The sequence below is a fragment of the Streptomyces sp. CBMA123 genome (assembly GCF_014596465.1).
Lineage (GTDB): Bacteria > Actinomycetota > Actinomycetes > Streptomycetales > Streptomycetaceae > Kitasatospora.
The window spans coordinates 1-23,879 of record NZ_MECK01000039.1 but is presented as its reverse complement, the minus strand read 5'-3'; the positions used below and the strand labels follow the sequence as shown (position 1 = coordinate 23,879).

General features: G+C 73.6%; 21 protein-coding genes and 1 pseudogene. 4 read left to right on the top strand and 18 right to left on the bottom strand.

What is annotated here, in order from left to right:
- Positions 1–287 precede the first annotated feature (287 nt).
- A complete protein-coding gene (locus BG452_RS07040; protein ID WP_188303308.1) occupies positions 288–929 on the top strand; it encodes a TetR/AcrR family transcriptional regulator in 642 nt (213 codons plus the stop codon).
- Between the two features lie 98 nt (positions 930–1,027).
- Here the strand turns inward: BG452_RS07040 and BG452_RS07035 are convergent, their stop codons facing one another.
- The gene (locus BG452_RS07035) at positions 1,028–2,227 is read right to left on the bottom strand and encodes an agmatine deiminase family protein (protein ID WP_188303307.1); all 1,200 of its coding nucleotides are present in this window, start codon (positions 2,225–2,227) and stop codon (positions 1,028–1,030) included.
- Positions 2,228–2,755: 528 nt separating this feature from the next.
- Here BG452_RS07035 and BG452_RS07030 point away from each other — a divergent pair.
- Positions 2,756–5,428, top strand: coding sequence for a right-handed parallel beta-helix repeat-containing protein (locus BG452_RS07030; protein WP_188303306.1), 2,673 nt, complete (start codon positions 2,756–2,758; stop codon positions 5,426–5,428).
- 66 nt (positions 5,429–5,494) lie between these two features.
- Here BG452_RS07030 and BG452_RS07025 read toward each other — a convergent pair whose 3' ends face one another.
- The 7 genes from BG452_RS07025 to BG452_RS06995 all read right to left on the bottom strand — a co-directional run bounded on the left by BG452_RS07025 (position 5,495) and on the right by BG452_RS06995 (position 13,325).
- Complete coding sequence (locus BG452_RS07025; protein ID WP_188303305.1) at positions 5,495–6,292, bottom strand: ABC transporter ATP-binding protein; 798 nt, start codon at positions 6,290–6,292, stop codon at positions 5,495–5,497.
- A complete protein-coding gene (locus BG452_RS07020; RefSeq protein ID WP_188303304.1) occupies positions 6,285–7,241 on the bottom strand; it encodes an ABC transporter ATP-binding protein in 957 nt (318 codons plus the stop codon). Before BG452_RS07020 ends, BG452_RS07025 begins: the two co-directional genes overlap by 8 nt.
- Positions 7,242–7,287: 46 nt before the next feature.
- On the bottom strand, positions 7,288–8,160 hold the full coding sequence (locus BG452_RS07015) for an ABC transporter permease (RefSeq protein WP_188303303.1): 873 nt from the start codon (positions 8,158–8,160) through the stop codon (positions 7,288–7,290).
- Complete coding sequence (locus BG452_RS07010) at positions 8,157–9,116, bottom strand: ABC transporter permease (RefSeq protein ID WP_188303302.1); 960 nt, start codon at positions 9,114–9,116, stop codon at positions 8,157–8,159. The genes BG452_RS07015 and BG452_RS07010 overlap by 4 nt, the downstream gene beginning before the upstream one ends.
- Positions 9,117–9,130: 14 nt before the next feature.
- Positions 9,131–10,783 carry an ABC transporter substrate-binding protein gene (locus BG452_RS07005; RefSeq protein ID WP_188303301.1) on the bottom strand — a complete coding sequence of 551 codons (1,653 nt, stop codon included), beginning with the start codon at positions 10,781–10,783 and terminating at the stop codon, positions 9,131–9,133.
- A gap of 77 nt (positions 10,784–10,860) precedes the next feature.
- On the bottom strand, positions 10,861–11,871 hold the full coding sequence (locus BG452_RS07000) for an agmatine deiminase family protein (protein WP_317620933.1): 1,011 nt from the start codon (positions 11,869–11,871) through the stop codon (positions 10,861–10,863).
- A 245-nt stretch (positions 11,872–12,116) separates the two neighbouring features.
- On the bottom strand, positions 12,117–13,325 hold the full coding sequence (locus BG452_RS06995; protein WP_223241871.1) for an agmatine deiminase family protein: 1,209 nt from the start codon (positions 13,323–13,325) through the stop codon (positions 12,117–12,119).
- A 159-nt stretch (positions 13,326–13,484) separates the two neighbouring features.
- On the opposite strand from BG452_RS06995, the gene BG452_RS06990 reads away from it, so the two are divergent.
- A complete protein-coding gene (locus tag BG452_RS06990) occupies positions 13,485–14,138 on the top strand; it encodes a TetR/AcrR family transcriptional regulator (protein ID WP_188303300.1) in 654 nt (217 codons plus the stop codon).
- A 291-nt stretch (positions 14,139–14,429) separates the two neighbouring features.
- The gene (locus BG452_RS06985; RefSeq protein WP_317620932.1) at positions 14,430–15,614 is read left to right on the top strand and encodes an agmatine/peptidylarginine deiminase; all 1,185 of its coding nucleotides are present in this window, start codon (positions 14,430–14,432) and stop codon (positions 15,612–15,614) included.
- 173 nt (positions 15,615–15,787) lie between these two features.
- Here BG452_RS06985 and BG452_RS06980 read toward each other — a convergent pair whose 3' ends face one another.
- From BG452_RS06980 to BG452_RS06940, 10 genes and pseudogenes are all read right to left on the bottom strand, one after another.
- Entirely contained in the window at positions 15,788–16,555 is a 768-nt protein-coding gene (locus BG452_RS06980) for a zinc ribbon domain-containing protein (RefSeq protein ID WP_223241870.1), read from the bottom strand.
- A 549-nt stretch (positions 16,556–17,104) separates the two neighbouring features.
- Positions 17,105–17,170 (bottom strand): annotated as a pseudogene (locus tag BG452_RS48030) (zinc-ribbon domain-containing protein); the annotation flags it as partial.
- Positions 17,171–17,173: 3 nt separating this feature from the next.
- Positions 17,174–17,737 carry a phage tail protein I gene (locus BG452_RS06975; protein ID WP_188303297.1) on the bottom strand — a complete coding sequence of 188 codons (564 nt, stop codon included), beginning with the start codon at positions 17,735–17,737 and terminating at the stop codon, positions 17,174–17,176.
- Positions 17,734–19,695: a putative baseplate assembly protein gene (locus BG452_RS06970; protein WP_188303296.1), complete on the bottom strand. Its 1,962-nt coding sequence runs from the start codon at positions 19,693–19,695 to the stop codon at positions 17,734–17,736. Before BG452_RS06970 ends, BG452_RS06975 begins: the two co-directional genes overlap by 4 nt.
- Positions 19,695–20,132: a GPW/gp25 family protein gene (locus tag BG452_RS06965; RefSeq protein ID WP_188303295.1), complete on the bottom strand. Its 438-nt coding sequence runs from the start codon at positions 20,130–20,132 to the stop codon at positions 19,695–19,697. Before BG452_RS06965 ends, BG452_RS06970 begins: the two co-directional genes overlap by 1 nt.
- A complete protein-coding gene (locus BG452_RS06960) occupies positions 20,129–20,440 on the bottom strand; it encodes a PAAR domain-containing protein (protein WP_188303294.1) in 312 nt (103 codons plus the stop codon). Before BG452_RS06960 ends, BG452_RS06965 begins: the two co-directional genes overlap by 4 nt.
- A gap of 63 nt (positions 20,441–20,503) precedes the next feature.
- Positions 20,504–22,282, bottom strand: a complete 1,779-nt coding sequence (locus tag BG452_RS06955) for a VgrG-related protein (protein ID WP_188303293.1) — start codon at positions 22,280–22,282, stop codon at positions 20,504–20,506.
- Positions 22,279–23,001, bottom strand: coding sequence for a LysM peptidoglycan-binding domain-containing protein (locus BG452_RS06950; protein ID WP_188303292.1), 723 nt, complete (start codon positions 22,999–23,001; stop codon positions 22,279–22,281). Before BG452_RS06950 ends, BG452_RS06955 begins: the two co-directional genes overlap by 4 nt.
- A gap of 50 nt (positions 23,002–23,051) precedes the next feature.
- On the bottom strand, positions 23,052–23,477 hold the full coding sequence (locus tag BG452_RS06945; protein WP_188303291.1) for a phage tail protein: 426 nt from the start codon (positions 23,475–23,477) through the stop codon (positions 23,052–23,054).
- 75 nt (positions 23,478–23,552) lie between these two features.
- Positions 23,553–23,879, bottom strand: a 327-nt coding sequence (locus BG452_RS06940; RefSeq protein ID WP_188303311.1) for a hypothetical protein, incomplete at its 5' end; no start/stop codon positions are given.

Below are 23,879 nucleotides of genomic sequence, written 5' to 3'. Positions count from 1 at the left end.
GCCGCGGTGCTGCGCCGCGCGGGCCGGTCCGCCGGTCGCGGCGGTCAGCGCGGTGCCGGCGACGGCGAGCCCGGCGGCCGTCAGGAACCGGCGGCGGCCGAGTCCCAGGTCGCTCACGGTGTCGGGTCTGACGCCTTCCTCCATCACTACCTCCCTGTCAACGTCCTTCTGTGGCGGACGAGTTGACCGAAAAGATAAAACTGGCCAAGCGCTCGGTCAATACTTCGCGCAGGCATCCGCCGCCGTTCCGCCCTGACGCCTCCCCCGGAGTGGCTACAGTGACGGCCATGGCGACACGGGAGACAGCCGCGGCCCCACGACCCGCCTCCGGACCGGGCGGTGGCAGCGGCCGGACGCGGGCCTCCGCCAAGGGCGAGCAGACCCGGGCCCGGCTGATCGCGGCGGCCCGCACCCTGCTCGCCGGCGACGGCGCCGGACGGTTCACCACCCGCAACGTGGCCGCGCTGTGCGGGGTCTCGCACGGGATGTGCCACTACCACTTCGCCGACCGCACCGATCTGATCGTCGCGGTCGTCGCGGACATCCGGCCCGAATGGATCACCCCGCTGGAGGAGGCCGTCGCCGGGCCCGGCGGCTACCCCGAGCGCGCCGGACGGGTCCTGGCCCTGCTCACCCGGCCCGAGAGCCCCGACCTGGCCCGACTGCACGCGGCCCTGCACTGGCTGGCCCTCAACGACGAACGCGTCCGCACCGCCCTGGAAGCCGAGTACGCGCGCTGGCGGGCCGCCTTCGTCCGGCTGTTCCACTGCCTGGCCGAGGAGCGCGGCACCGGCACCGACCCCGTCCCGCTCGGCGAGGCCTTCGCCGCCGCCGTGGACGGACTCGCCGCCATCGGCTCGCTGGACGGGACGGTGGACGACGGGCGGGTGCTGCGGACCCTGCTGGACTCGCTGGCCGCCACCGTCTGACCGGCCGGCACCGTCACGGACCCGCCGGCACCGTCACGGACCGGCGGGCCCGGCGGGCGCAGCAGGCCCAGCGGATTCGGCGGGCGCAGCGGGGCTCCTCATGCCGGGCTGGACGGGCCGGCCGAGGCCGTCGCCGCGGCGACGGGCTGCTGCTGGGTGGCGCAGTGGATGCCGCCGCCGCCCGCGGCGATGTGGTTGATGGAGACCTGGGTGACCTTGCGGCCGGGGTGGAGGTCGCCGAGGATGCCGGCCGCGCGGTCGTCGGCGGCCTGGTCGCCGAAGCGCGGGACGATGACGCCGCCGTTGCAGACGTAGTAGTTGATGTAGGTGGCGAGGAAGTTCTTGCCGGCGCCCTGGATCAGACCGAGGTCCGGTTCGGGGAGGTCGACGATCTTGAGGGTGCGGCCGTTGGCGTCGGTCGCGGACTGCAGCACCTGGAGGGCCTGGGCGGAGGCGGTGGTCCAGACGTCCGGCGGGGTGTCGGCGGCCGGGCGGTGCAGGACGACGGTGCCGGGTTCGGCGAAGCGGGCCAGGGCATCGACGTGGCAGTCGGTGATGTCCTGGCCGGCGACGCCCTTGAACCAGAGCACCTTCTCGACGCCGAGCAGTTCCTTGAGGCTCGCCTCGATCTGGTCGCGGGTCTTGCCGGGGTTGCGGTTGTCGTTGACCCAGGAGCTCTCGGTGGCCATCAGGGTGCCCTCGCCGTCCACCTCGATGGCGCCGCCCTCACCGGTGATCGGCGCCTGGATGCGGGTGGTGCGGTAGTGGTCGAGGAGGTTCCGGGCGACCTGGGCGTCGATGGCGTGGGTCTGCTTGCCGCCCCAGCCGTTGAAGTTGAGGTCGACGCCGGCCAGGCCCTGGGGGCCGGTGACGAAGGTCGGGCCGGTGTCCCGGGCCCACAGGTCGTCGACCGCCAGTTCCAGTACCTCGACCGAGGAGCCGCAGGCCTGGCGGGCCTGGTCGGCCTGGTCGGGGCGGGCCAGCAGGACGACCGGCTCGAAGCCGGCGACGGCCTGCGCCAGCGAGGCGATGTCCTGCCGGACGCCCGGGAGTTGGTCGCCCCACACCGCCTCCAGGGCCGGCCAGGCCATGAAGGTGCGGGTGTGCGGGCCGGACTCGGCGGGCAGCGCCCAGCCGGCCGCCGAGCCGCCGGCCGGCGCCGCGCCCGAGGCCGTGCCGCTCGGGCCCGGCTGCTCCTCCGACGTGCTGTCGGAGGAGCAGCCGCCGGCCAGGACGAGGGCGGCCAGGGCGGCCCCGGATTGCAGGAGCGCGCGGCGGGACGGCCGGGAGGGAGCCATGGGGCCTCGTTCCGGTAGGGGTCGGGTGTCGGGTTCGGCTCCGCAGGCTACTGAAAGGCCGGTCAGGTTCCGGCGTGGCGCGGCTCCGCCGTCCGGGGGAATCCGCACGGGCGCCGTCCGGGCGCGGTCCGGGTGCGGTCCGGACGCGGTCCGGCCGTTCTGTCCCATGAGGTGGGGGATGCGGCCGGCGCTTGCGCTTCGTCAGGGATGAGGCGGCCGGGCCACAGATCCCCCGTGACCGCCCGTCTCGGGGTGCCCCTTCCGGCGGGGGGAGGTCCTCCTGCTGTCGCTTCCAGCCGTTTCGAGCGCCACGAGGGCGGCTCCGCGCCCAAAACACGTTCCACCAGGCAGACGTCCTTCTGTAGCCTGTCCCAGCTTTCATCCGATCGTCACACAACCCGAACTGGGGGGTCGGTGTCTCATCACCGTCTCGTCGCGTCGGCCGCGGTTCTCGCGGCCGGTATCGCGCTCGTTCCAGGTCCGGCCCATGCGGCCGGTCCGGCGAACGGTTCCACCTCCGCCCGCCCCGTGACCACGGCTCAGCTGCCGGGAATCGGGGGCGGGGGCTTCGACGCCTTCTCCAGCCCCGCGGACAAGTCGGTCCGGGAGCAGAAGCCGGCGCTGTCCGGCGCGCGGTCGACGGTCTCCGGCGCGCGGCCGGCGCTTTCCGGCACGCGGAACTCCGCGGCGACGCCGGCCACCGGAAAGACCATCTACGCCTACGTGTTCAATGGAAAGTGTGCCGCCGACACGGGCACCGGCGCGCAGAACGCTCCCTTCTGCCTGCTCCAGGACGCGGTGAACGCCGCGCAGCCGGGCGACACCATCGACCTCCAGGGCTACGTCGGGAGCTCGGACTGGGAGTCGGTGACCATCAAGACCTCGGGGATCTCGATCGTCGGTATCGGCGACCAGGCGTGGGTCAACGGCGGGGCCGGACCCGCTCTGATCTTCGACCACGTCTCCAACGTGACGGTCAGCAACCTGATGCTGTATTCGAACGACCTGACGCCCGCCGTCGAGGTGGTCGGCTCCTCGGGGGTCACGCTGGACTCCAGCTACCTGAGCGCCTACACCAAGAACACCACGAGCACCGTCACCATCGACGGCGCGTCGAGCGGGGTGGCGATCACCCGGTCGTACCTCGACACGGGTTCCCAGGGCGGCAACACCACCGCGGTCTCGGTCGCGGCGGGAGCGGGCACCGTCACGCTCGCCGGCGACGTCCTCGCCGGGGGCGGCATCGTCGCGACCGGGGTGAAGGGCCTGAACGTCACGGGTAACACCGTCCAGCGCGGCTGCAAGGCCGCGATCGACATCGAGGGCGGGTCCTCGGCCGTCAACCTGGAGAACAACGTCCTGGAGGACGCCAACCCGACCACCGACCAGGTGCTGGGCGGCTACCAGTCCCAGTGCGCGTCGAACAACCAGGGCTGGGCGCCGGATGTGACCGTGTCGGCCGACTCGACCACGGTGACGGCCGACTACAACGACTTCTACGTCTACGGCACCGACGCCACCGCGCCCTACAGCTGGGCGGGCACCACGTACCCGACCCTGGACGGCTTCAAGGCGGCGACCTCGCAGGGCGCCCACGACCTGACCGAGACCAAGGCGCCCACCTCGGTGTTCTTCCGCCTGAACACCTCGGTCGACGTGGACGCCCGGCCGCAGCCCGGCTCGGCCGCGATCGGCTCGGCCAACCCGGCCGCCCCCGGCCGGCTCGGCTCGGACTTCTACGGGACCACGCCCTACACCGACCGGGGCGCCATCCAGTACGCCCCCGACCTGACGGTGGCGGTGACCGGTGAGCACACCAGCGCGTTCGGTGTCTCGCTGAGCGCCAACGTGACCTCCGCCAGCGGTGCGCTGAACGTGCACGTCGACTGGGGGGACGGGTCCTCCGGCGACGCGAACGCCGCGGCGACCAACCCCGTGGCGCTGTCCCACACGTACGCGAAGCTCGGCTCGTATCCGATCGTCGTCACCGCGACCGACCGGGCGGGCTACTCGGTGTCGAACTCCCTCACCGCGGTGACGGCCGGTTCGGAGTACGTGGCGTTCGGTCCGACGCGTCTGCTGGACAGTAGGGACGGCAGTGGGACGCCGAAGGTCGGAGGGTTCTCGACGACCCGGGTGCAGGTGGCGGGTGCGAACGGCATTCCGGCGGGTGCGACGGCCGCGGTGCTGAACGTCACGGTGACGGACAGCACCGGTGCCGGGCACGTGACGGTGTACGCGGACGGTTCGCCCTCGGTGCCGACCACGTCGAACGTCAACTACACGGCGGGGCAGACGGTTCCGAACATGGTGGTGGCGCAGGTCGGGGCCGGCGGGTACGTGGATCTGCAGAACGCCGGTGCTCCGCTGGACCTGGTGGTGGACATCACCGGCTACTTCGTGAGGTCGCCCGCCGCCGGGTACACGCCGCTGTCGCCCTCGCGCCTGGTGGACACCCGTTTCGGCACGGGTGCGCCGCAGTCGCCGGTCGACGCCGGGCAGTCGCTGCCGGTGCAGATCGCCGGTGCGGCGGGCGGTCAGCTGCCCGCCTCGGGCATCACCGCGGTGGCGCTGAACGTCACCGTGACCAACCCGGGTACCGCCGGTCACCTGACGGTGTACCCGGGTGGTCAGCAGGCGCCGAACGCGTCGAACCTGAACTTCACGGCGGGGCAGACGGTCGCCAACTCGGTGGTGGTTCCCGTCGGTCCGGACGGTACGGTCCGGGTGCTGAACGCGGCCGGGAGTTCGTCGGACGTGATCGTGGACGTGGTGGGCTACTACGGCCCGGGCGGCAGGAGCGCCTACCTGCCGCTCGCACCGACGCGCCTGCTGGACACCCGTGACACCACCACGTGGCAGTACGGCCCGGTCAGCCCCTGGAGCTACGTCTACATGCCGATGTCGTCGGGCCGACCCGACATCACCGCGTTCGCGCTGAACGCCACGGTGACCGACACCGTGTCGGACGGCCATCTGAGCGTCGCCCCCGACCCGAACACCCTGGCCGCCTACCAGGGCAAGTACGCCTCGACGCTGTCGCCGCCGTCGGTGTCCTCGCTGAACTGGACGGCCGGCGAAACGGTCCCGAACCTGGTCCAGGCCCCGACGGGCGCCAACGGCCTGATCGATTTCTGGAACGTGGCCGACGGCACCAGCAACCTGATCGTCGACGTGTTCGGCTTCTACCAGAACGACTGACGACCGACCGGCCGAGGCCCCGCCGACCCAGGGCGGGACCTCGGCCGGTCGCGTGCCCGGGCCGTCTTACAGTGCGCGGCGCGCGGCGGCGATCCGGTCCGGATCCCAGCCGGGCCGGGGGACGGACTCCAGCAGCAGCCTGGTGTAGGCGTGCTGCGGGGAGTCCAGGACGTCGGCGGTGGGGCCGGATTCGACGATCCGTCCGTGGCGCATCACGACGACCCGGTCGGTGACGCAGCGGACCACGCCGAGGTCGTGGGTGATGAACAGGTAGCCGATGCCGGTCTGTTCGCGGATGTCGGCGAGCAGGTTGAGCACCTGGGCCTGGACCGAGACGTCCAGGGCGGCGACCGCCTCGTCCAGGACCAGGACGGCCGGTCGTACGGCCAGTGCCCGGGCGATGGCGACGCGTTGGCGCTGGCCGCCGGAGAGCTGCCGGGGCAGCGCCTCGGCGGCCCGGGTGCCCAGGCCGACCTGGTCGAGCAGTTCCCGGATCCGGGTCGGGTGGTCGGTGTCGGGGAAGTGCAGTCGCAGGGTCTCGCGCAGGACGGCCTCGACGCTGGTGCGCGGGTCCAGGGAGAGGTACGGGTCCTGGAAGACCATCTGGACCTCGCGGGCCCGGGCGAGCCGTTCGGCCCTGCCGCGTGCCCGGCCGCTGCGGGCCCGGCCGTGCACCAGCACCTCGCCCGCGTCGGCCTGGTCGAGGCCGACGACGATGCGGGCGGTGGTGGTCTTGCCGGAGCCGGACTCGCCGACGATGCCGAGCGAGCCGCCGGCGTCGAGGGTGAAGGCGACGTCGTCCACGGCCCGGACGGTGCCGAAGGTGCGGTGCAGGCCGCTGACCCGCAGGACGGGCTCAGCCATCGGTGCGGCTCCCTTCGAGCGGGTGGTGGCAGGCGGCCGGGTGCTCGCCGCGCGGGGCGGGCACCTGTTCACGGCACAGGTCGGTCGCGTGGCGGCACCGCGCGGCGAACGCGCAGCCCGTCAACTCCTGCCGCAGATCGGGTGGTTGGCCGTCGATGGCGGCGAGCCGGCCGGCCGGGGCGTCCAGTGCGGGGGTGGCCGCGAGCAGGGCGGCGGTGTACGGGTGCCGGGGCTGTTGGAACAGCGCGGCGGCGGGGCCGTGTTCGGCGATCCGGCCGGCGTACATCACGTAGACCCGGTCGCTGATCGCGGCGGCGAGGCCGAGGTCGTGGGTGACGAACAGCAGGCCGGTGCCGAAGCGTTCGCGCAGCCGGCCGAGCAGGGCGACCACCTCGGCCTGGCTGGTGACGTCCAGCGCGGTGGTGGGCTCGTCGGCGAGCAGCAGGATCGGGTCTCCCATCAGGGCGGCGGCGATCATCACGCGTTGCAGCATGCCGCCGGACAGCTGGCCGGGGTAGCGGCGCAGCAGTTCCGGTCCGAGGCCGACGGCGTCGAGGAGTTCCGCGGCGCGCCGGTCGGCGTCCGCGGCGCTCGTCGTGCCGGTGAGGCGCACGCTCTCGGTGAGGAAGTCACCGATGCGGCGCAGCGGGTTGATGGCGGCCCGGGGGTCCTGGAAGATCATCGCGGCCCGGCCGGTGCGCACGGCGCGCAGCCGCTCCGGGTCCATGGTCAGGACGTCCTGGCCGTCGACCAGGACGGTGCCCTCCGTGGTGGCGCCCGGTGGCAGCAGGCCGAGGGCGGCGCGGGAGGTGAGGGTCTTGCCGGAGCCGGACTCGCCGACCAGGGCGACGGTCTCGCCGGGGGCGACGGTCAGGTCGACGTCGTCCAGGACGGGGCGGGCGGTGCCGGGCAGGCGGAGCCGGAGGCCCTGGATGTCGAGGGCGTTCACGTGGTCCTCCGAGTCATGCGGTTGTCCGCTTCACGCGGTCCGCCGTTCATGCGGACCTCCGGGCGACCTGGTCGGCCCAGCGTTCGCCGACCACGTTGAAGGCGACGACGGTGAGCACGATCAGGGCGCTGGGCAGGATCGCGGAGAGCGGGTAGCCGTGCTGGATCGCGGTCTGGCCGTCGAAGACCATCCGGCCCCAGTCGGGGGTGAGCGCGGGGACGCCGAGCCCGAGGAAGGAGAGGCCGGCGAGGTCCATCAGGGCGTAGCCGAAGTTGACGGCGGACTGGGCGAGGACGATCGGCGCGATGTTGGGCAGGACGTGCCGCAGACAGATCTGCACCGCGGAGTGGCCCTGGACCTGGTACGCGCAGACGTACGGCCGGGTCCGTTCGGCCAGCACCAGGGAGCGGGTGAGGCGGGAGACGTACGGCAGGTAGGCGATCGCCAGCGCGACGACGGGGGCGAGCAGGCCCTCCCCGTACACCGAGACGATCAGGATGGCGAGCAGCATGCCGGGGAAGGCGAAGACCAGTTCGGTGCTGCGGGAGAGGACGGAGTCGAGCCAGCCGCCGCGCCAGCCGGCGGCCAGGCCGACCGCGATGCCGGCGACGGTGGAGAAGACGACCACGCCGAGCGGGCCGAGCAGCGAGGTGCGGGCGCCGGTCAGCAGCCGGGACAGGGTGTCGCGCCCGGCGGCGTCGACGCCGAGCAGGTGGTCGGGCGAGGGCCCGGCGAGGGCGTTGCCCAGGTCGACGCCGTTCGGGTCGTACGGCGCCAGCCAGGGCGCGAGCAGTGCGGCGAGCACGACCAGGGCGGCGAAGCCGAGGCAGATCAGGTGGAGCGGGCCGCCGGCGGACCTGAGCCTGGCGAGGCCGGGCCGGCGGGTGAGGCCCGACCGCTGGGTGAGACCGGTACTCATGCGCCGGACCTCCGGGAGCCGAGGGTGATCCGGGGGTCGACCAGCGGGTGGATCAGGTCGACGACCAGGTTCACCGTCATGAACAGGGCCACGATGATCAGGGAGATGGCCTGGACGGTCGGGAAGTCCTTGGTGGTGGTGGACAGTTCGAGCAGCTGGCCGAGTCCGCCGATGCTGAACGCGGACTCCACCAGGATGGTGCAGACCAGCAGGGTGGAGACGATCAGGCCGCCGGTGGTCAGCACGGTGCCCAGCGAGTTGCGGAACACGTGGCGGCGGATCACCTCGCGCTCCGGGACGCCCCGGCTGCGCGCGACGGTGACGTGCTCGCCCTCCAGGGCCTCCAGCATCGCCGAGCGGGTGACCCGGGCGAGCATGCCGATCAGGTACAGCGCGAGGGCGATCGCCGGGAGGGTGAGGTGCCAGAGCATGTCACCGAAGCCGTCACCGGCGCCGCTGGTCGGGAACCAGCCCAGCTTCACCGAGAACAGCCCCTGCAGCAGGACGGCCGCGACGAAGGAGGGCGTGCCGAGGGCGAAGGTGGTGGTGACCAGGATGGTGGAGTCGGTCGCGCCGCCGCGCACCGCGCCGAGCCGGCCGAGCACCAGGCCGACCACCACGACCACCACCAGGGCCATGGCCACCAGCAGCAGGGTGGCCGGGATCCGGTCGGCGAGCAGCTTGGAGACGTCGGTGCGGTAGGTGATGGAGCGTCCGAAGTCGCCCTGGAGCACCTGGCCCAGCCACCGGAGGTAGCGGACCAGGAACGGGTCGTCCAGGTGGTACTGCTCGTTGATCGCCTGAAGCGCCTCCGGGGAGGCCGACCGGCCGGAGAGCAGGAAGCTCGCCGGGTTGCCCGGCGCCAGGTACATCGCGCCGAAGACCACGAAGGACGCGCCGAGCAGGGTGACCGCCATCTCCAGCAGGCGCCGGGCCGCGAATCTCAGGAAGCCCATCGCTCCCGGGGAGTTCACCGGGCTGCCCCCACATCGGCGGCCCACGGGTAGTACATGTACGAGATGGTGGTCGGGGCGCCGGTGACCCGCTTGCCGAGGAAGAGGGCGGTGGGCCACTCCGCGACCGGGATCCACAGCAGTTGCCGGGAGGCGGTCTGCTGGAGCCCGGCCTCGATCGCGCCGCGCGCGGCCGGGTCGTACTCGGCGGTCGCCTGGTCCACCAGGCCGTCGTAGGCCTGGTCGTGGTAGCCGCCGAAGTTCTGGTAGGCGCCGGTCTTGAAGTTGGCCAGCAGGTCGAGCGGGTCGGTGATCGAGTTGTAGTAGGTCTCGGGGAAGAGGTCCAGGCCTTCCCGGGCCTTGGGGTCGGTGAACAGCGCGGTGAAGGCGTTCGGGGCGATGGTCCTGAGCTGGACGTTCAGGCCGATCCGGGCGCCGGCGGACTGGACGGCGGTGGCGAGCAGCGAGACGTCCTGGCCGATGGTGCTGGTGGCGACGGTGATCGTCTTGCCGCTCGCCCCGGCCTCCTTGACCAGGGCCTTGGCCTGGTCGAGGTCCTGGGCGGTGGGGGTGAGGTTCTCGAAGGCGCTCCTGCGGACGTCGTCGGGGGCCCCGGCCCAGGCGGCCTTGGTGGTGAGCGCGCCGGTGACCGTCCCGGCGCCGGCCAGGCCGGTCCTGACGAAGCCGGACCGGTCGAGCGCCAGGGACAGCGCCTTGCGGACCCGGACGTCGCCGAGCACGCCCTGGAGGTTGGTGACGTTGAGGTTGACGGTGCTCAGGCCCTCGCCGAAGTACAGCGTGCCGGTGCCGCTCCTCCTCAGCCGGTCGTAGCTCTCGGTGGGGATCAGGTAGCCGCCGTCGACCTCGCCGCTGAGCATCGCGTTGGTGCGGGCGGAGGGGTCGGTGAGGAAGCGGAACACGGCCTTCTTGGCCTTGGCCCTGGTGCCCCAGTAGTCGTCGAAGCGCTGGAGCTCGATCGACTGGCCCTTGCTCCAGCTGCCCAGCTTGAAGGGGCCGGTGCAGTCCAGGCTGCCGCCGGTGCCGTAGTCCTTGCCCGCCGACTCGACCCCGGCCTTGGCCGCGACGACGCCCGCGGCGGTCGCCATGTACTGCGGGAACTGCGAGTCGGGGCGCTTGAGCTTGACGGTGACCTGCAGCGGCCCGGTCGCGGTGACGGAGTCGACGTTCTGGAACACCTGGGCCCAGGCCGCGGCGTTGTCGGGGTTGGTCTGGCGGCCGAAGCTGTAGACCACGTCGTCGGCGGTCATCACCGAGCCGTCGTGGAAGTGCACGCCGGAGCGCAGGTCGTAGACCCAGGTGGTCGGGTCCGGGTTGGCGGCCTTCTCGGCGAGTCCGGGGGCCAGGGTGAGCTGGGGCGTCCAGCGCATCAGGCTCTCGCACACGTTGGACAGGATGGTGTTCTGCGGGTAGTCGAAGGCCTGGATGTAGTCCAGGGTGGGCGGCTCGGCGTAGGTCGCCCAGGTGAAGGAGTCGATCTCGCCCTTGGCCGTCGGGGTGGTGGCGGAGAGCTGGACGCCCCCCTGGTCGGAGCCGGCGCCGTGCGGCGGGCCGGAGCAGGCGGCGACCAGGGCCGCGGCGGACAGCAGGGCTGTGGTCGCGAGGGCGAGCCGGCCCGGGGAGGCGGCGCGTCTCGCGGGGGTGAGGGTCATGAGGGTGGGCCTTCGGTCGGTGCGGGGAGAGGGTCCGGTCCGGGCGGTGCGGCGGTGTGTCAGCCGCGGGCGGTGCGTCAGCCGCGGGCGGCCGGGAGCTGCTGGGTGATGCAGTGGATGCCGCCGCCGCCCCAGGCGATCACCCGGGAGCGGACGCCGACGACCTTGCGGTCCGGGTACGCCCCGGCCAGGACGGCGAGGGCGCCCTCGTCAGCGGGGTGGTCGGCCACCGGGACGACGACCGCGCCGTTGGCCAGGTAGTAGTTGAGGTAGCCGACCTCGACCTCGCGGCCGCCGACCTCCACGAACGCGGCCTGCGGGACGTCGACGATCTCGAACGGGCGGCCCTGGGCGTCGGTGGAGTGCTCCAGCACGGCGCGGTTGGCCCGCATCCGGGCGTAGTCGGGGTGCTCCGGGTCGGCCGGCAGCTGGACCACGACCTTGCCGGGGGCGGCGAAGGCGCAGACGCCGTCCACATGACCGTCCGTCTCGGTGTCCAGCAGGCCGCCGTAGGGCAGCCAGATCACCTTGGTGACGCCGAGGCGCCGCTTGAGCTCGGCCTCGATCTCCTCCCGGCTCATGCCGGGGTTGCGGTTGGGGTGCAGCAGGCACTGCTCGGTGGTGATGAGGGTGCCCTCGCCGTCGACGGTGATGGCGCCGCCCTCGAGGATCATCTCGGAGCGGACCGCCGGGGTGCCGAGGTGCTCCAGCAGCAGGGCGCTGATCCGGTCGTCGGCGTCCCACGGGTGGTGCTTGCGGCCCCAGGCGTTGAAGCGGAAGTCCACTCCGGACCGGCGGCCCGCGGAGTCGAGCACGAAGATCGGCGCGGAGTCGCGGAACCAGGAGTCGTCCATGGGCAGTTCGACGACGGTGACGCCCTCGCCGCACAGGGCGCGCGCCTCCTCGCCGTGGCCGGGCGGGGCGGCCATCGTCACGGGCTCGAACCGGGCGATGGTGCGGGCGACTTCGGCGTACTCGCGCTTCACCTCGGCGAGGGTGTCGCCCCACAGTTCCGCGCGGACGGGCCAGGCCATCAGGCAGCTCTCGTGCTCGGTCCATTCGGCGGGCATGCGGTACGTGACGGTCACGGGATACCTCTTCTGGATCGGGTGTGCGGATGTGCGCGTGGAGCGGTGGGCCCGGCGGCCCGCTCCGTGGGGTTGGCCTGCGGGCCGCCGGGAGTATCGGGTGCTGCGGTCTCGGGTGCTGCGGTCTCGAACGGGGTCGGATGAGGTCGGATGAGTCGGACGGGCCAGGCGACTCGGACGGGTCGGACGGGTCGGACGGCTCGGACGGGTCGGACGGCTCGGACGGGTCGGACGGGTCGGACGGCTCAGACGGCCGGCGGCACGCTGGGCTGGGACTGGGTGGCGCAGTGGATGCCGCCGCCTCCGCCGGCGATGGTGTCGATGTCCAGCTGGACGACGTCGCGGTCCGGGAAGGCGGTCTGGAGGATCACGTACGCCATCCCGTCGGCCGCCGTGTCACCGAACCGCGGGACGAACACGGCGCCGTTGGCGGTGTAGAAGTTGGTGTAGCTGGACAGGAAGTCCTTGCCCTTACCGCGGATCAACTGCCGGTCGGGGCCAGTGAGTTCGGTGACAACCAGAGGGCGGCCCCGGGCGTCGGTGGCGTCGGCCAGGGCCTGCTTGGCCTGCTGGTAGACGTCGATCCAGATCTGGTCCGCCCCCGGGCCGGGCTGGTCCAGCAGGACCCGGCCGGGCGCCGTGAAGCGGGCCAGGCAGTCCACGTGGTCGTCGGTGATGTCCTGGCCGGCCAGCCCGGGGAGCCAGATGACCTTGTCGAGGCCGAGGCCGGCCTTCAGTGCCTGCTCGACCTCGTCCTGGCTCATGCCGGGGTTGCGGTTGGGGTTGACCAGCGAACTGACGGTGGCCAGCAGGGTGCCCTGGCCGTCCGTCTCCAGCGCGCCGCCCTCGCCGGTGAACTGCGCACGGACGCGGTCGACGCCGTAGTCGGCGAGGAGGGTGGCCGCGACCGCGGCGTCCTCGACGTAGGGCTGGTAGTAGGGCGTGCCGCTCTTGCCCCAGCCGTTGAAGTTGGTGTCCAGCCCGGCGATCGCGCCGGGGGCGGTGAGGAAGGTCGGGCCGAAGTCCCGGATCCAGAGGTCGTCGTTGGGGATCTCCAGGACGGTGATGCCGTAGGCGCCGCCGCGGCCGAGCCAGTAGCGGGCGTCCGCGGCCTGGCCGGGGCGGGCCACCACGACGACCGGTTCGTAGCGGGAGATCGCGGAGGCGACCCGGGCGATGTCGTCGCGGACGGCCGAGAGCCCGCTGCCCCAGATCGAGGACAGGGCGGGCCAGGCCATGAAGGTGCGGTCGTGCCGGTCGGTCTCGGCCGGCATCCGCAGCGTGGGGGTGGCTGTGGTCGCCTGGCCGGTGGCCTCCGGCTCGGCGGCTGCCGCGTGGGCGGCGGCCGGGAGGGCCGCGCCGAGCGCCAGCGCCGGGAGGGCCGCCGCGCCGAACTGGAGCAGTCTTCGGCGGGAGGGCGCGGGGGTGGCCTCGGCGGGCATGGGGGTGATCATGAACGCTCCCTGCAGGAGGTGGGAGGTGTGGGGGTTGCCCCGCATCCTGTACCTCACTGAAAATCCAGTCAACCCTGTGAGCGGGATAAAGCGCATCGACCTGACAAACTGATCAGGATTTCGTCAAGACCGCATCCAGGACGGGTAGAGTGAGCGTCCATGTCAGACCGCCGGACAGGGATACTCCAGGCCGCCACCCGCGTCATCGCCCGGCGTGGCGTGCGCGGCCTGCGGATGGGCGAGCTGGCCGCCGAGGCCGGGGTGTCCACCGCGTTGATCTACTACCACTTCACCGACCGGGCGGGGATCCTGCGCCAGACGCTGGAGTACATCAGCGAACGCGCCGACCGCTACACCGCCGAGGACCCGCCCGGCCCCGCCGAGCGCCCGCACGCCCGGGACCAGGCCCGGGGCCCGGGCGCCGAGCTCGAACAGGTCCTGCTGCTGGAACTCCAGGACACCACCGAGGTGCGGGAGAACAGCACCGCCTGGGGCGAGCTGCGGGCGACCGCCGTCTTCGAGCCGGACCTGCGCGAGGACCTGGCCCGGAACACCCACAGCTGGGTGCACGACGTCGCCGAACTGCTCGCCCACGCCGACCCGACCGGCACCGCCCCGGCCCACGCGGCCGCCGCCGAACGCCTCACCGCCCTGGTCGAGGGCCTCAGCGTGCGCTGGCTGAGCGGTTCACTCCCGATCGAGCAGGCCCGCCGGCTGCTCCGCGGCGCGATCGAGGCCGAGCTGGACCGCGGCTGCGGCCGGCCGGGCACCTCCGGCGGCCTCGACGGGGTGGATTCGGCAGATCCTGACTGAACCTCCAAACCCTGCGGCGCCAACGGGCTGTGCCTGCCCACTCCCGGGCCATCGGGACCGGGGACGTGTACGGAGGCAGCCCGGGTCGCCTCGGGGCGGCTTGGGTGGTTTGGATGGTTTGGGTGGCTCCATCGGAGAACTTGACTGATTTTTCAGTCAATGCGAGAGTTCAGTTCCGGCGATGCCGGGCGACCGTGCCCGCCGCCGACCAGCGGCGCCGCGCGCAGCACTCCCCGGAGGCCCCGCCCGCCGCGCCGGACCGTCCCACCCTCGGCCCCACCGGAGTCCACCGTGTCCCACTCCTCCCTCGCGCGCCGCACGGTGCTGCGTACCCTCGCCGGCGCCGGCCTGATCGCGGTCGGCGCGACCGCCTGCTCGGCCACCGACGAGGACGCGGCGGAGCCCGCGGCCCCGTCCGCCACCCCCGCCGGGCAGCCGTCCGCGGGCGCCACCACGCCGCCCGCCCCCGCCCGCGGGCGCCGGCTCGGCGGCGAGTGGGAGAAGCACGAGCGGACCTTCATGGCCTGGCCCGCCTCCGAGAACGTCTGGGGCGAACAGCTCGGGCCCGTCCGCCAGGACATCGCCTCGGTGGCCCGGGCCATCGGCGGGCGCGAACCGCTGGTCATGCTGGTCCGCCCCGGCCAGGAGGACTCCGCCCGCAACGCCTGCGGCAAGGACGTCGAGCTGCTGTCCGTCCCGGTCGACGACCTGTGGGCCCGCGACACCGTGCCGGTGTTCGTCCAGGAGGGCGGCAAGGTCAAGGGCGTCGACTTCAACTTCAGCGGCTGGGGCGGCAAGCAGCAGCACGACAACGACGCCCGGATCGCCCGCGCCGTCCTGGACAAGTTCGGGGTCGAGCGGGTCTCGACCCAACTGGTCGCCGAGGGCGGCTCCTTCGAGAGCGACGGCCAGGGCACCCTGCTGATCACCGAGAGCTCGATCGTCAACGCCAACCGCAACCCGGGCCGGGACCGCGACCAGATCGAGGCCGAGCTCAAGCAGGCCCTCGGCGTCACCAAGGTGATCTGGCTGGCGGGTGTCAAGGGCAAGGACATCACCGACGCCCACGTCGACTGCCTGGCCCGGTTCGCCGCTCCCGGCGTGGTCTTCCTGGACCGGGCCTTCCCCGGCACCCCGGCCGACGTCTGGTCCCGCTCCGCCGACCAGGCCCGCTCCGTCCTGGCCGAGGCCACCGACGCCACCGGCAAGAAGCTCAAGGTGATCGAGATCAGCCAGCCCGACCCGGACCGGATCACCGGCCGCGGCGACGCCTTCGTCTCCTCGTACATGAACTTCTACATCGGCGACAAGGGCGTCTACCTGCCGAAGTTCGGCGACGCCCGGGCCGACGGGCACGCCCAGGAGGTCTTCAAGGACCAGTTCCCGGGCCGCGAGATCGTCCCGCTGTCGATCGACACCATCGCCTCCGGCGGCGGCGGCATCCACTGCTCCACCCACGACCAGCCGGCCGCCTGACAGCCGGCTGACACACCCGCCTCCGCACTCACCGCACCGCGCCGCACTCCGGCCCCGCCGGGGAGGTCGCGCCGGGGGAGGTGGTCGCGCCGGGGAGGTCGCGCCGAACCGCCTCCCCTTCCGCTACCCCGACCCCAGCCCCGGCTCCGGCTCCGACCCCGGCGGGCACCGCTTCAGGTGCGTTTGAAGAACTCCACCTCGGCCAGCGCGATGGTGCGGCCCGGACCGGTGCCCGCGGCCTCGCGGACGGTCAGCTTCACCTGGACGACATCGCTGATCCCGGTCGCCACGGTCTGCGGGCCCGGCTGGTCGTTGAGCGTCACCTGCTTGCGGTGCACCTCGCCGTCCGAGGCCGTCACCTCCAGCGACAGCACCAGCGGACGGGCCTGCTGCCGGAACTGCTCCGGGTCGGCGGAGCCGCCGGTGTGGACGATCAGGTCCACCAGCCGGAACGGGCTGCGGAAGGTGAAGCCGATGGAGTCCCCGATCGCGGGCGCCCCCCAGTAGGTGTTGGAGAGGCCGTCGTCGGCCGCGGTCGCGGGATGGCCCTCGACCGCGGCCGACGCCGTGGTCAGTGACGGGGCGATCGGCGCGGTGCTGCCCAGCTTGTCCAGCACGTCCTGATAGGCGCTCTTGCCGAGCGGCCACAGCAGGACGCCGGCCACCACCAGCGCCAGCAGCACGATCAGCGCGATGGCGCGGCGCAGCGCGTTGCCCGAACCACCGATCCGCACCCGGCGGCGGAACGGCCACCGGGTGCGCCACCAGGGCAGCTTCGCCGCGGCCGCGGTGACGGTCAGCGGTGCCGCGCAGCGGCGGCAGAACCGCCGCTCGGGCAGGTTGGGCGTGCCGCAGCGGGGGCAGGGCGGACCGTCCTGGGCCTCGTCGGCCGCGGCGGCCCGGACCACCGGGCGTGGTGCGATGGGCTTGGCGGGCTGCACGGCCACCGGGTCGGCCCGCGGTTCGGGGGCTCTTGGCCCGGGTTCCGGTTCGGGTTCCGGTTCCGGCTTCACCGCGGGAAGGGGTTCGGGGGCCGGGGCCTGGCTCGGTTTCGGCGCCGGGGCGGGTTCGGGCGCCGGAGCGGGCCGGGCCCGGGTGGAGGCCGAGCGCGAGGTCTCGACGGCGGGCGGGGCCGGCGGCTCCTCGGCGGCCGGGGTCGGCGCCTCGGGCTCCGGGGCCGGCGGCAGGGCGCGCCTGCTGCGGCTGGTGACCCGTCGGGAGACGTTCCGCCAGGTGGAGCCGGTGCGCGCCGTCTCGGGGGCGGCGGCGGGCTCGGCCGGGGCCGGCGCGGGTGAAGGCTCGGCCTGTGCGGGCGCCGGTGCCGGAGCGGCAGCGGACGCCGGAGCGGCACCGGGCGCCGGTACCGGATCAGCACTGGGCGCGGGAGCGGCACTGGGCGCGGGAGTAGCAGCGGGCGCGGCAGCGGGAGCGGCGCTGGGCGCGGGAGCTGCAGCGGGCGCGGGCGTACCGCGCGACCACCCCAGGTAGGCGCCGCAGTTGCCGCAGAAGTCGTCGCCCTCCGCGTTGGCCGTTCCGCATTCGGGACACACCGGCATCCGTCAGCCCTCCGTTCGCCCGGGTGGACCGGGCAGGATCTCGACCCGGCAGTTCAGATGGACCGGGCAGCCCGCCCGGACGACGGACAGCACCTGGTCCTCGTCCAGCGCCGCGCCGTGCGACGGCCAGACCCGGATCAGCACCTCGCCGCCCGACGCGGGCAGCGGGGCCTCGCCCGGAGTGGTGGTCCAGGAGACGCCGCCGCCGTCGCTGATCTCGCAGCCGGCGCCCAGCACCAGGCGCAGCCGCTCGGCGAGTCCGTGCCGGGTGCCGCGCCACCGGTGCAGTTCCACCGCGCGCCCGACCACCGCCCGGCGCACTTCCTCCGGCCAGTCCGGGTCGATGTCCACGGCGACCCAGGTCGCCAGCCAGTCCAGGAAGTCGACCGGGGCCAGCCGGGGCCGGAAGTAGGCGGGCAGGTTGTCCAGGGTGGCGAAGACCGGGGCGAGGACGGTGTCCAGGCCGGCCGTGAAGCGCTGGGCGAAGTCGTCGTCGGCGTAGAGCGCGGGCAGCAGTTCGCCGATCGGGTGCGGGCTGGGCAGCCCGGGTACGGCGGCGCGGGTCATGACGTCCCGCCCTCGGCGAGGGCCGTGACCACGACCTGGTGCTGGTGCGAGAAGACCAGGGCGTCCGGCGGCACGTCGACCCGCTCGGCGGGCGCGCCCCGGCGTCCGGTGATCGGGTCGGCCGGGAACAGCCGCAGTTCCTCCACCCCGGCGACGGCCGCCTCCCGCTGGAGCACGGCGAACACCTCCCCGTACTGCACCGCCCGGCCGAACGGCCAGCCCCTGCCGTCGGCGCCGCCGCGCAGCGGGTTGAGGTACCGGTACAGCGCGTGCAGCACCGCCTCGCGGACCCGGTCCGGGTCGGCGGCGCGGGTGGTGAGCCGGGCGACCACCGTCACGCCCTGGTAGGTGGGCGGCTGGACGAGCACCCGGGTGCCGATCAGCCGGCGCTCGTCGAGGGCGCGCGCCACGGCGGCCAGCACCTTCTCGTCCGGGATGAGTTGCTCGAAGCGCAGCCGTTCGCCGTCGTCCGCGACCGCGTCCGGGACGACCAGCACCCGGACCGCCCCGGCCTCGCCGCCGGCCGCCGGTACGCAGCTGACCCGGGCGGCGGAGGGCGCGGCCTGCCGGGCGATCAGCTCGAAGTCCCCGGCGGTGACGGCGCGTTCCTGCAGCCGCAGCTGGTGCGGGGCGCGCGCCTTGGCGTTCTCCACGGTCTCGCCGTCGACTCCGCCCCGGGCCGCCTCGCGGTTGTCCACCCGGGCGACGTAGGGGACGGAGCTGCGCAGCACCGTGACGGTGTTCCGGGCGACGTTGCCCGCGATGCCGCCGCCGGTGCGGTACTGGGGGACGCGCAGTTGCGCGCCCTTGGGCGGCACCGCGCCGAAGGCGCGCAGGCTGCCGTCCGGTTCCCGGACGGCGGGCGGGAGGAGGAACTCGCCGTTGGTGGCGTCCAGCACCACGTGCCGGTCGGTGGGCGCGGAGTCGCCGAAGTGCTCGACGACCGTCCAGCGCTGCCAGCCCTCGCCGGCCGCCACCTCGACCACCGGCGGCCCGCCGTCCAGCAGCACCGGCGGTCGGGCGAGCCGGAACCGCTGGCCCGCGACGCCCTCCGAGCTGCCGAGCGGCGCGTCGGTGACGGTCTGGGCGTGCACGGCGGTCACGGTGCCGCCGACCGTGAACACCTCGGCCCGCCGGACGGTCGGGGACTCGGAGTAGAACGGCTGGCCCGGCTGCGGCTCGGTGACCCGGCAGCGCAGCCAGCCGGCCCGCCGCCCGGCGACCACCGAGGCGGTGTGCCCGGCCGGGACGAAGACCACCACTTCGCCGGGCCGGTTGAGCCCGCCGGTGGTGTCGCTGCCGGTCTCGCAGGCGATCCAGCGGGCGCCGTCCCACACCTCCCAGACCAGCGGCGGCTGGCGCGGGTCGACGCCGACGCCCTCCACCCGGCTGTCCAGCCGGACGGCCAGGATGCAGCGCGGCACCACGGCCGGCAGGGCGAACAGCATGGCGTCGCCGGCCACCGGGCGCGGCTGGAAGCACCGCACGTCCGTGCCGTCGGCCAGCCGGGCGGTCACGTCGGACTGCTCCCCGGCGGCCGAGACGGTCACCAGCCGCTCCAGCGCGCTGGGCACGATCGGCAGGTCCTCGGCGGTGGAGAAGACCACCGCCTCGTCGGTCTCGGTGCGCAGGGTGGACACCTCGGTGCCGGCCCGCAGCAGCACCGTCTCCGGCTGCGGGGCGGAGAGCCAGAAGTCGACCTCGGCCCGGGCCGCGGCGGGCGGGAACAGCCGGATGCCCAACAGGTCGAGGAAGGCGGAGTAGTTCTTCTCCGGCACCCGGTTCAGCCGGTAGAGCAGCTGGTCCACCAGGTAGGCGAAGGTCTCGATGAGGGTGACGCCCGGGTCGGAGACGTTGTGGTCGGTCCACTCCGGGGCGCGCTGCTGCACGTACCGCTTGGCCTCGTCGACGAGTTGCTGGAAGCGGCGGTCGTCCAGGTTCGGGGAGGGCAGGGCCATCAGCGCACGCCCCCGTCCACGGTGGCCGGGGACGCCTCGGACGGCGACTCCGGGATGGTGTAGAAGGGGAAGACCAGGTTGCGGCGGTCGTTGGTGGCCCGCACGGTGTAGTGGACGTCGATGTAGAGCGTGCCCTCGTCGACCCGGTCGAAGGCGATCACCACGTCGTCCACGGTGATCCGCGGCTCCCAGCGCTCCAGCGCGATCCGCACCTCGCGGGCGATCCGCCCGGCGGTGGTGCTGTCGCCCGGGGCGAAGACGTACTCGTGGATGCCGCAGCCGAACTCCGGGCGCATCGGCCGCTCGCCGGGGGCGGTGCCGAGGATCAGCCGGATCGCCTCGGCGATCTCCCGGTCCCGCTCCACCATGCCGATGCCGCCGGTGGCGTTCACCCGCAGCGGGAAGGCCCAGCCCCGGCCGATGAAACTGCTGGTCATATCGCGCCCCCGATCAGCACGTTGAAGGCCCCGGCGATGATGGTGGCGCCGCAGGTCGTCTTGTCGCCCATCCGGGCCGCGGGCAGGCCGCCGATCAGCACCATTCCCCCTGTCATCCCGCCGAGTTGGGGCTCCACCAGGTTGGCGGGCCCCATCTCCACGTGCGGGACGCAGGCGTGCACGGTGCCGGCCACCGCGGCGGGCCTGCCGCCGATCAGCACCGTCGCGACCTTGAGGGCACCCGGCGGCGGGGTGGTGAGGGCGCCACCGTGGTCGGTGGGGTCGCCGGTCCGGGCTGCGGGGGGCATGTACGGTCTCCATTCCGATGGCTCCTGCCGGAGCACAGTGATCTTCCGGTGCGTGATGCTTCGTCAGTTGAGGCGCACGAAGGCTCCCTTGATGACCGCCTCGACCCCGCCGTCCACGGTGACCGCCGTGGTGCCGCGGACGGTCACCGAGCCGCCGCGCACGTTCACCTCACCGGTGCCCGCGTCCAGGGTGATGCCGGAGGGGGTGAGCCGCACCGTGCTGCCCGCCCCGCCGACCCCGCCGTGCACGGTCAGCACGATCTCCCCCTTCTGCTGGTCCAGCCGGACCTCCAGCTTGCCGTCGCCACTGGCCAGCCGGACGCCGGACGTGCCGCCCGGTACGTCCAGCAGTTCCATCCGGTGGCCTGAACGGGACACCACGGAACGGCGGTTGACCTTGCCGGCGGTCGCGTCCACCAGCGGCACGTCGTGCGGCGAGGGCGCGTCCACGCCGTTGTAGAGGCCGCCCAGCACATAGGGGCTGTCCAGGTCGCCCTGCTCGAACCCCACCAGCACCTCGTCGTTGACCTCCGGGCTGACCACCCCGCCGCCCCCGTGGCCGCCCCACTGTACGGTGCGCACCCAGTCGGAGACGTAGGTGTCGTCCAGCCAGGGGAACTTCAGCCGCACCCAGCCGCGCTGCCCGCCGCCCGGCTCCCGGACGTCGGTGACCACGGCGACCGCCAGGCCCGGCATCCGCGGCCCGCGCGGCGGCGCGTTGCCGCCGGTCGCCAGCCCGGCCAGCGAGCGGTCCGGCGACGCGCTGACCACCACCGTGGTGCGGTAGCCGCGGAACGGCTCCAGCAGGTGCCGCGCCCCGGTGACGGTGTAGCGGCCGGAGAAGGCCGCCCCGACGTTCCCCAGGGCGACGGCGGTGCCCGCCCGCAGCCGCGGATTGCCCTCGACGACGGCCTCCAGCTCCCCGAAGCCCGAGGCCACCGAGGCGGCCAGCGAGCGTGCCACGGCGGTGGTCTCCGCCTGGGTGCGGTACGGGGTGTCGGCGACGGTGTACCGGGCCTGGCCCGGGAAGGCGGAGGCCACCACCGAGGGGCTCATCCCCGGCAGCACCGTCGGCGAGGTCACCGCCGGCTCGGTGGCCACCAGGGCGCTCTTGGTGGTGACGTTCCAGCCGCGCGCCTCCACGGTGTCCGCACCGGCCGCCCCGGTCAGCACCCCGCGCAGCTCCAGCAGGTTGCGCCCGTACTCCAGCACCAGCGGGCTCTGCGGCGCGGGCGTGGTCGGCGCCGGCGCGGCGGAGGCGGGCTGCGGGCGGACGAACTCCAGCTTGCCGTCGTCGTCCACCCGCACCTGCGCGCCGCTCTCCTGCGCCAGGAACTGCAGGAACTCCCAGTCCGGGACGTTCGCCTGGGACAGCTGCTGGTGCACCACCGGGAAGGAGTCGACCCGCCCGCAGGTCAGGCCCGCGCCCGCGGCGACCTCGCGGACGATGTCGGCGGTGGTCATGTTCCGGAAGGCCTTCACCCGGCGTCCGCGCATCAGCCGGTGGGTGACCGCCGAGGCCCGCACCACCGTGTACGAGCCCGTGGTGTCCACCTCCAGCTCCAGCGCCGTCACCTCCCCGGTGAACAGCCGCACCTGGGTGTGCCCCTGCACGGTGACCACGGACACCCGCAGTTCGGTGCCGATGGTGATGCCCGTCGCGGAGAGGAAGGTGTGGTCCGCGTCCCGGAAGCTCAGCACCGCCGTGTCCGGCAGGCCGACGCTCTCCTCGATGTCGCAGGACACCAGCTGGGCCGCCCACACCGGCGGCAGCGGCCCCGGCGCCTCGACGACGGGATCCGCGGCGAACGGCCGGCCGCCCCGGGCCTCGGGAGTGGTCATGGCCGCCCGCCCCGGGTGAGTTCGTCGATCCCCGGCACGATCAGCTCCGAGCCGGGCACCAGCTCCAGCGGGTCGTCGATGTCGTTCGCCTCCGCGATGGTGCGCCAGGCCGTCGCGTCCCCGTACGCGCGCCAGGCCAGCAGCGGCAGGCTGTCGCCCGCGATCACCCGGTGGGTGCTGCGGGCCTCCGGGGAGCCGGACGTCGGGTTCTGCCCGGCCGGGTCGACGCTCGCCTCGTCGATGGACAGCGAGCAGACCGCGCGCAGCGGATTGCCGTCCACGTCGAACAGCGTGTAGGTGACGGACAGGCCGGTCAGCACCCCGTTGAACGAGGTCGTCTTCAGGGTGCCCCAGTCCAGCCGGATCCACGGGCTGGCCGGGGTCTTGCGCGCCAGGCTCGTCGGGGTCGGCACGCACGCCGTCATCAGCTGCTCCACCGCCCGCTCCACCGAGTTGTCGTGCGTCGCCGTCGAGTCCAGGAACACGTCGAGCGACAGCGACCGCGGACCGCTGCCGACGAACTCCGGCAACGCCGACTGGCCCGCCATCCGGGACGGCGTGCGCCGCCACTCGGTGGTCTTGCGCAGCACCAGGGTCGCCGGGTTGAACTGCAGTGGGAGCCGCGCGATCGCACCGCCGGGCTGGGCGCCGACCGTGGACGGGGGCTCCATGATGGTCAGTTGGGCCCGGGTGACGCTGGCGGGGACCGCCGGGGACATCCTGGTGCTCCTTCAGTGGGGGGAACGCGGGTACGGGGGGGTGGGGGGTGTCAGGACGGGCGCAGGCCCGCGTGGGCGATCTCCAGGGTCTCCACCGCCGCCTGCGAGTTCGACGGGTCGAAGGACGGGCCCTCCCACCGGACCGGGACGATCCCCAGCACCTGCCAGCCGACGATCCGGCTGAGGTCGGGGCGCAGCGCCACGATCTCGCCGTCCTTCGGCTCGACCTTCCGGACGATCTCGTTGAGCCAACGCGCGATCTTCAGGGTGTCCGCGGTGACCGCGCGGCTCAGCGTGATGTTCGACCAGGTGATGCGGCCCGGCAGCTGCCAGGCGAAGCCGTTGTTGCCGCCCTCCGCGTACTCCTCGATCTCGACCTGGGCGCCGAGCCCCGAGCAGGTGGTGAACTCGCCCAGGTCGTTGCCCCCGATGGTCAGGCTGAAGAACACGCTGCTCGCGAAGATGTTGTCGGTCATCGGGCCCCGCCTCCTGCTTGGTGCTTGCTACGTGGTGCTTGGTGCTCGGTCGTGCTCGCTGTGTCCGGCCTGCTCTCAGCGGCGCAGGTCGTACGGCCTCCCGGCGCGCTCCCGGCCCCTGCGCAGCTCGGTGCGCAGCAGCCGGCCGACCGGTTCGACCAGGCGCCGGGCCAGTTCGTCCAGGTCGGCGGGCGCGGCGTTCCCGGGGTGGTCGGCACTCTCGGGAGCTGCCGAGGCGCCTCCCTTGGACGGCGCCGCCTTCGGCGGGGCCGCCTGCACCGTGGTCGACCGGCGCGCCGGGACGGCGGTCAGCGGGATCCCGGACAGCCCGGCCTGCTCGGCCACCCGTTGCAGCACCTGTGCGGTGCCGGGCGGGGACGGGACGGGCCGCGGCGCGGAGAC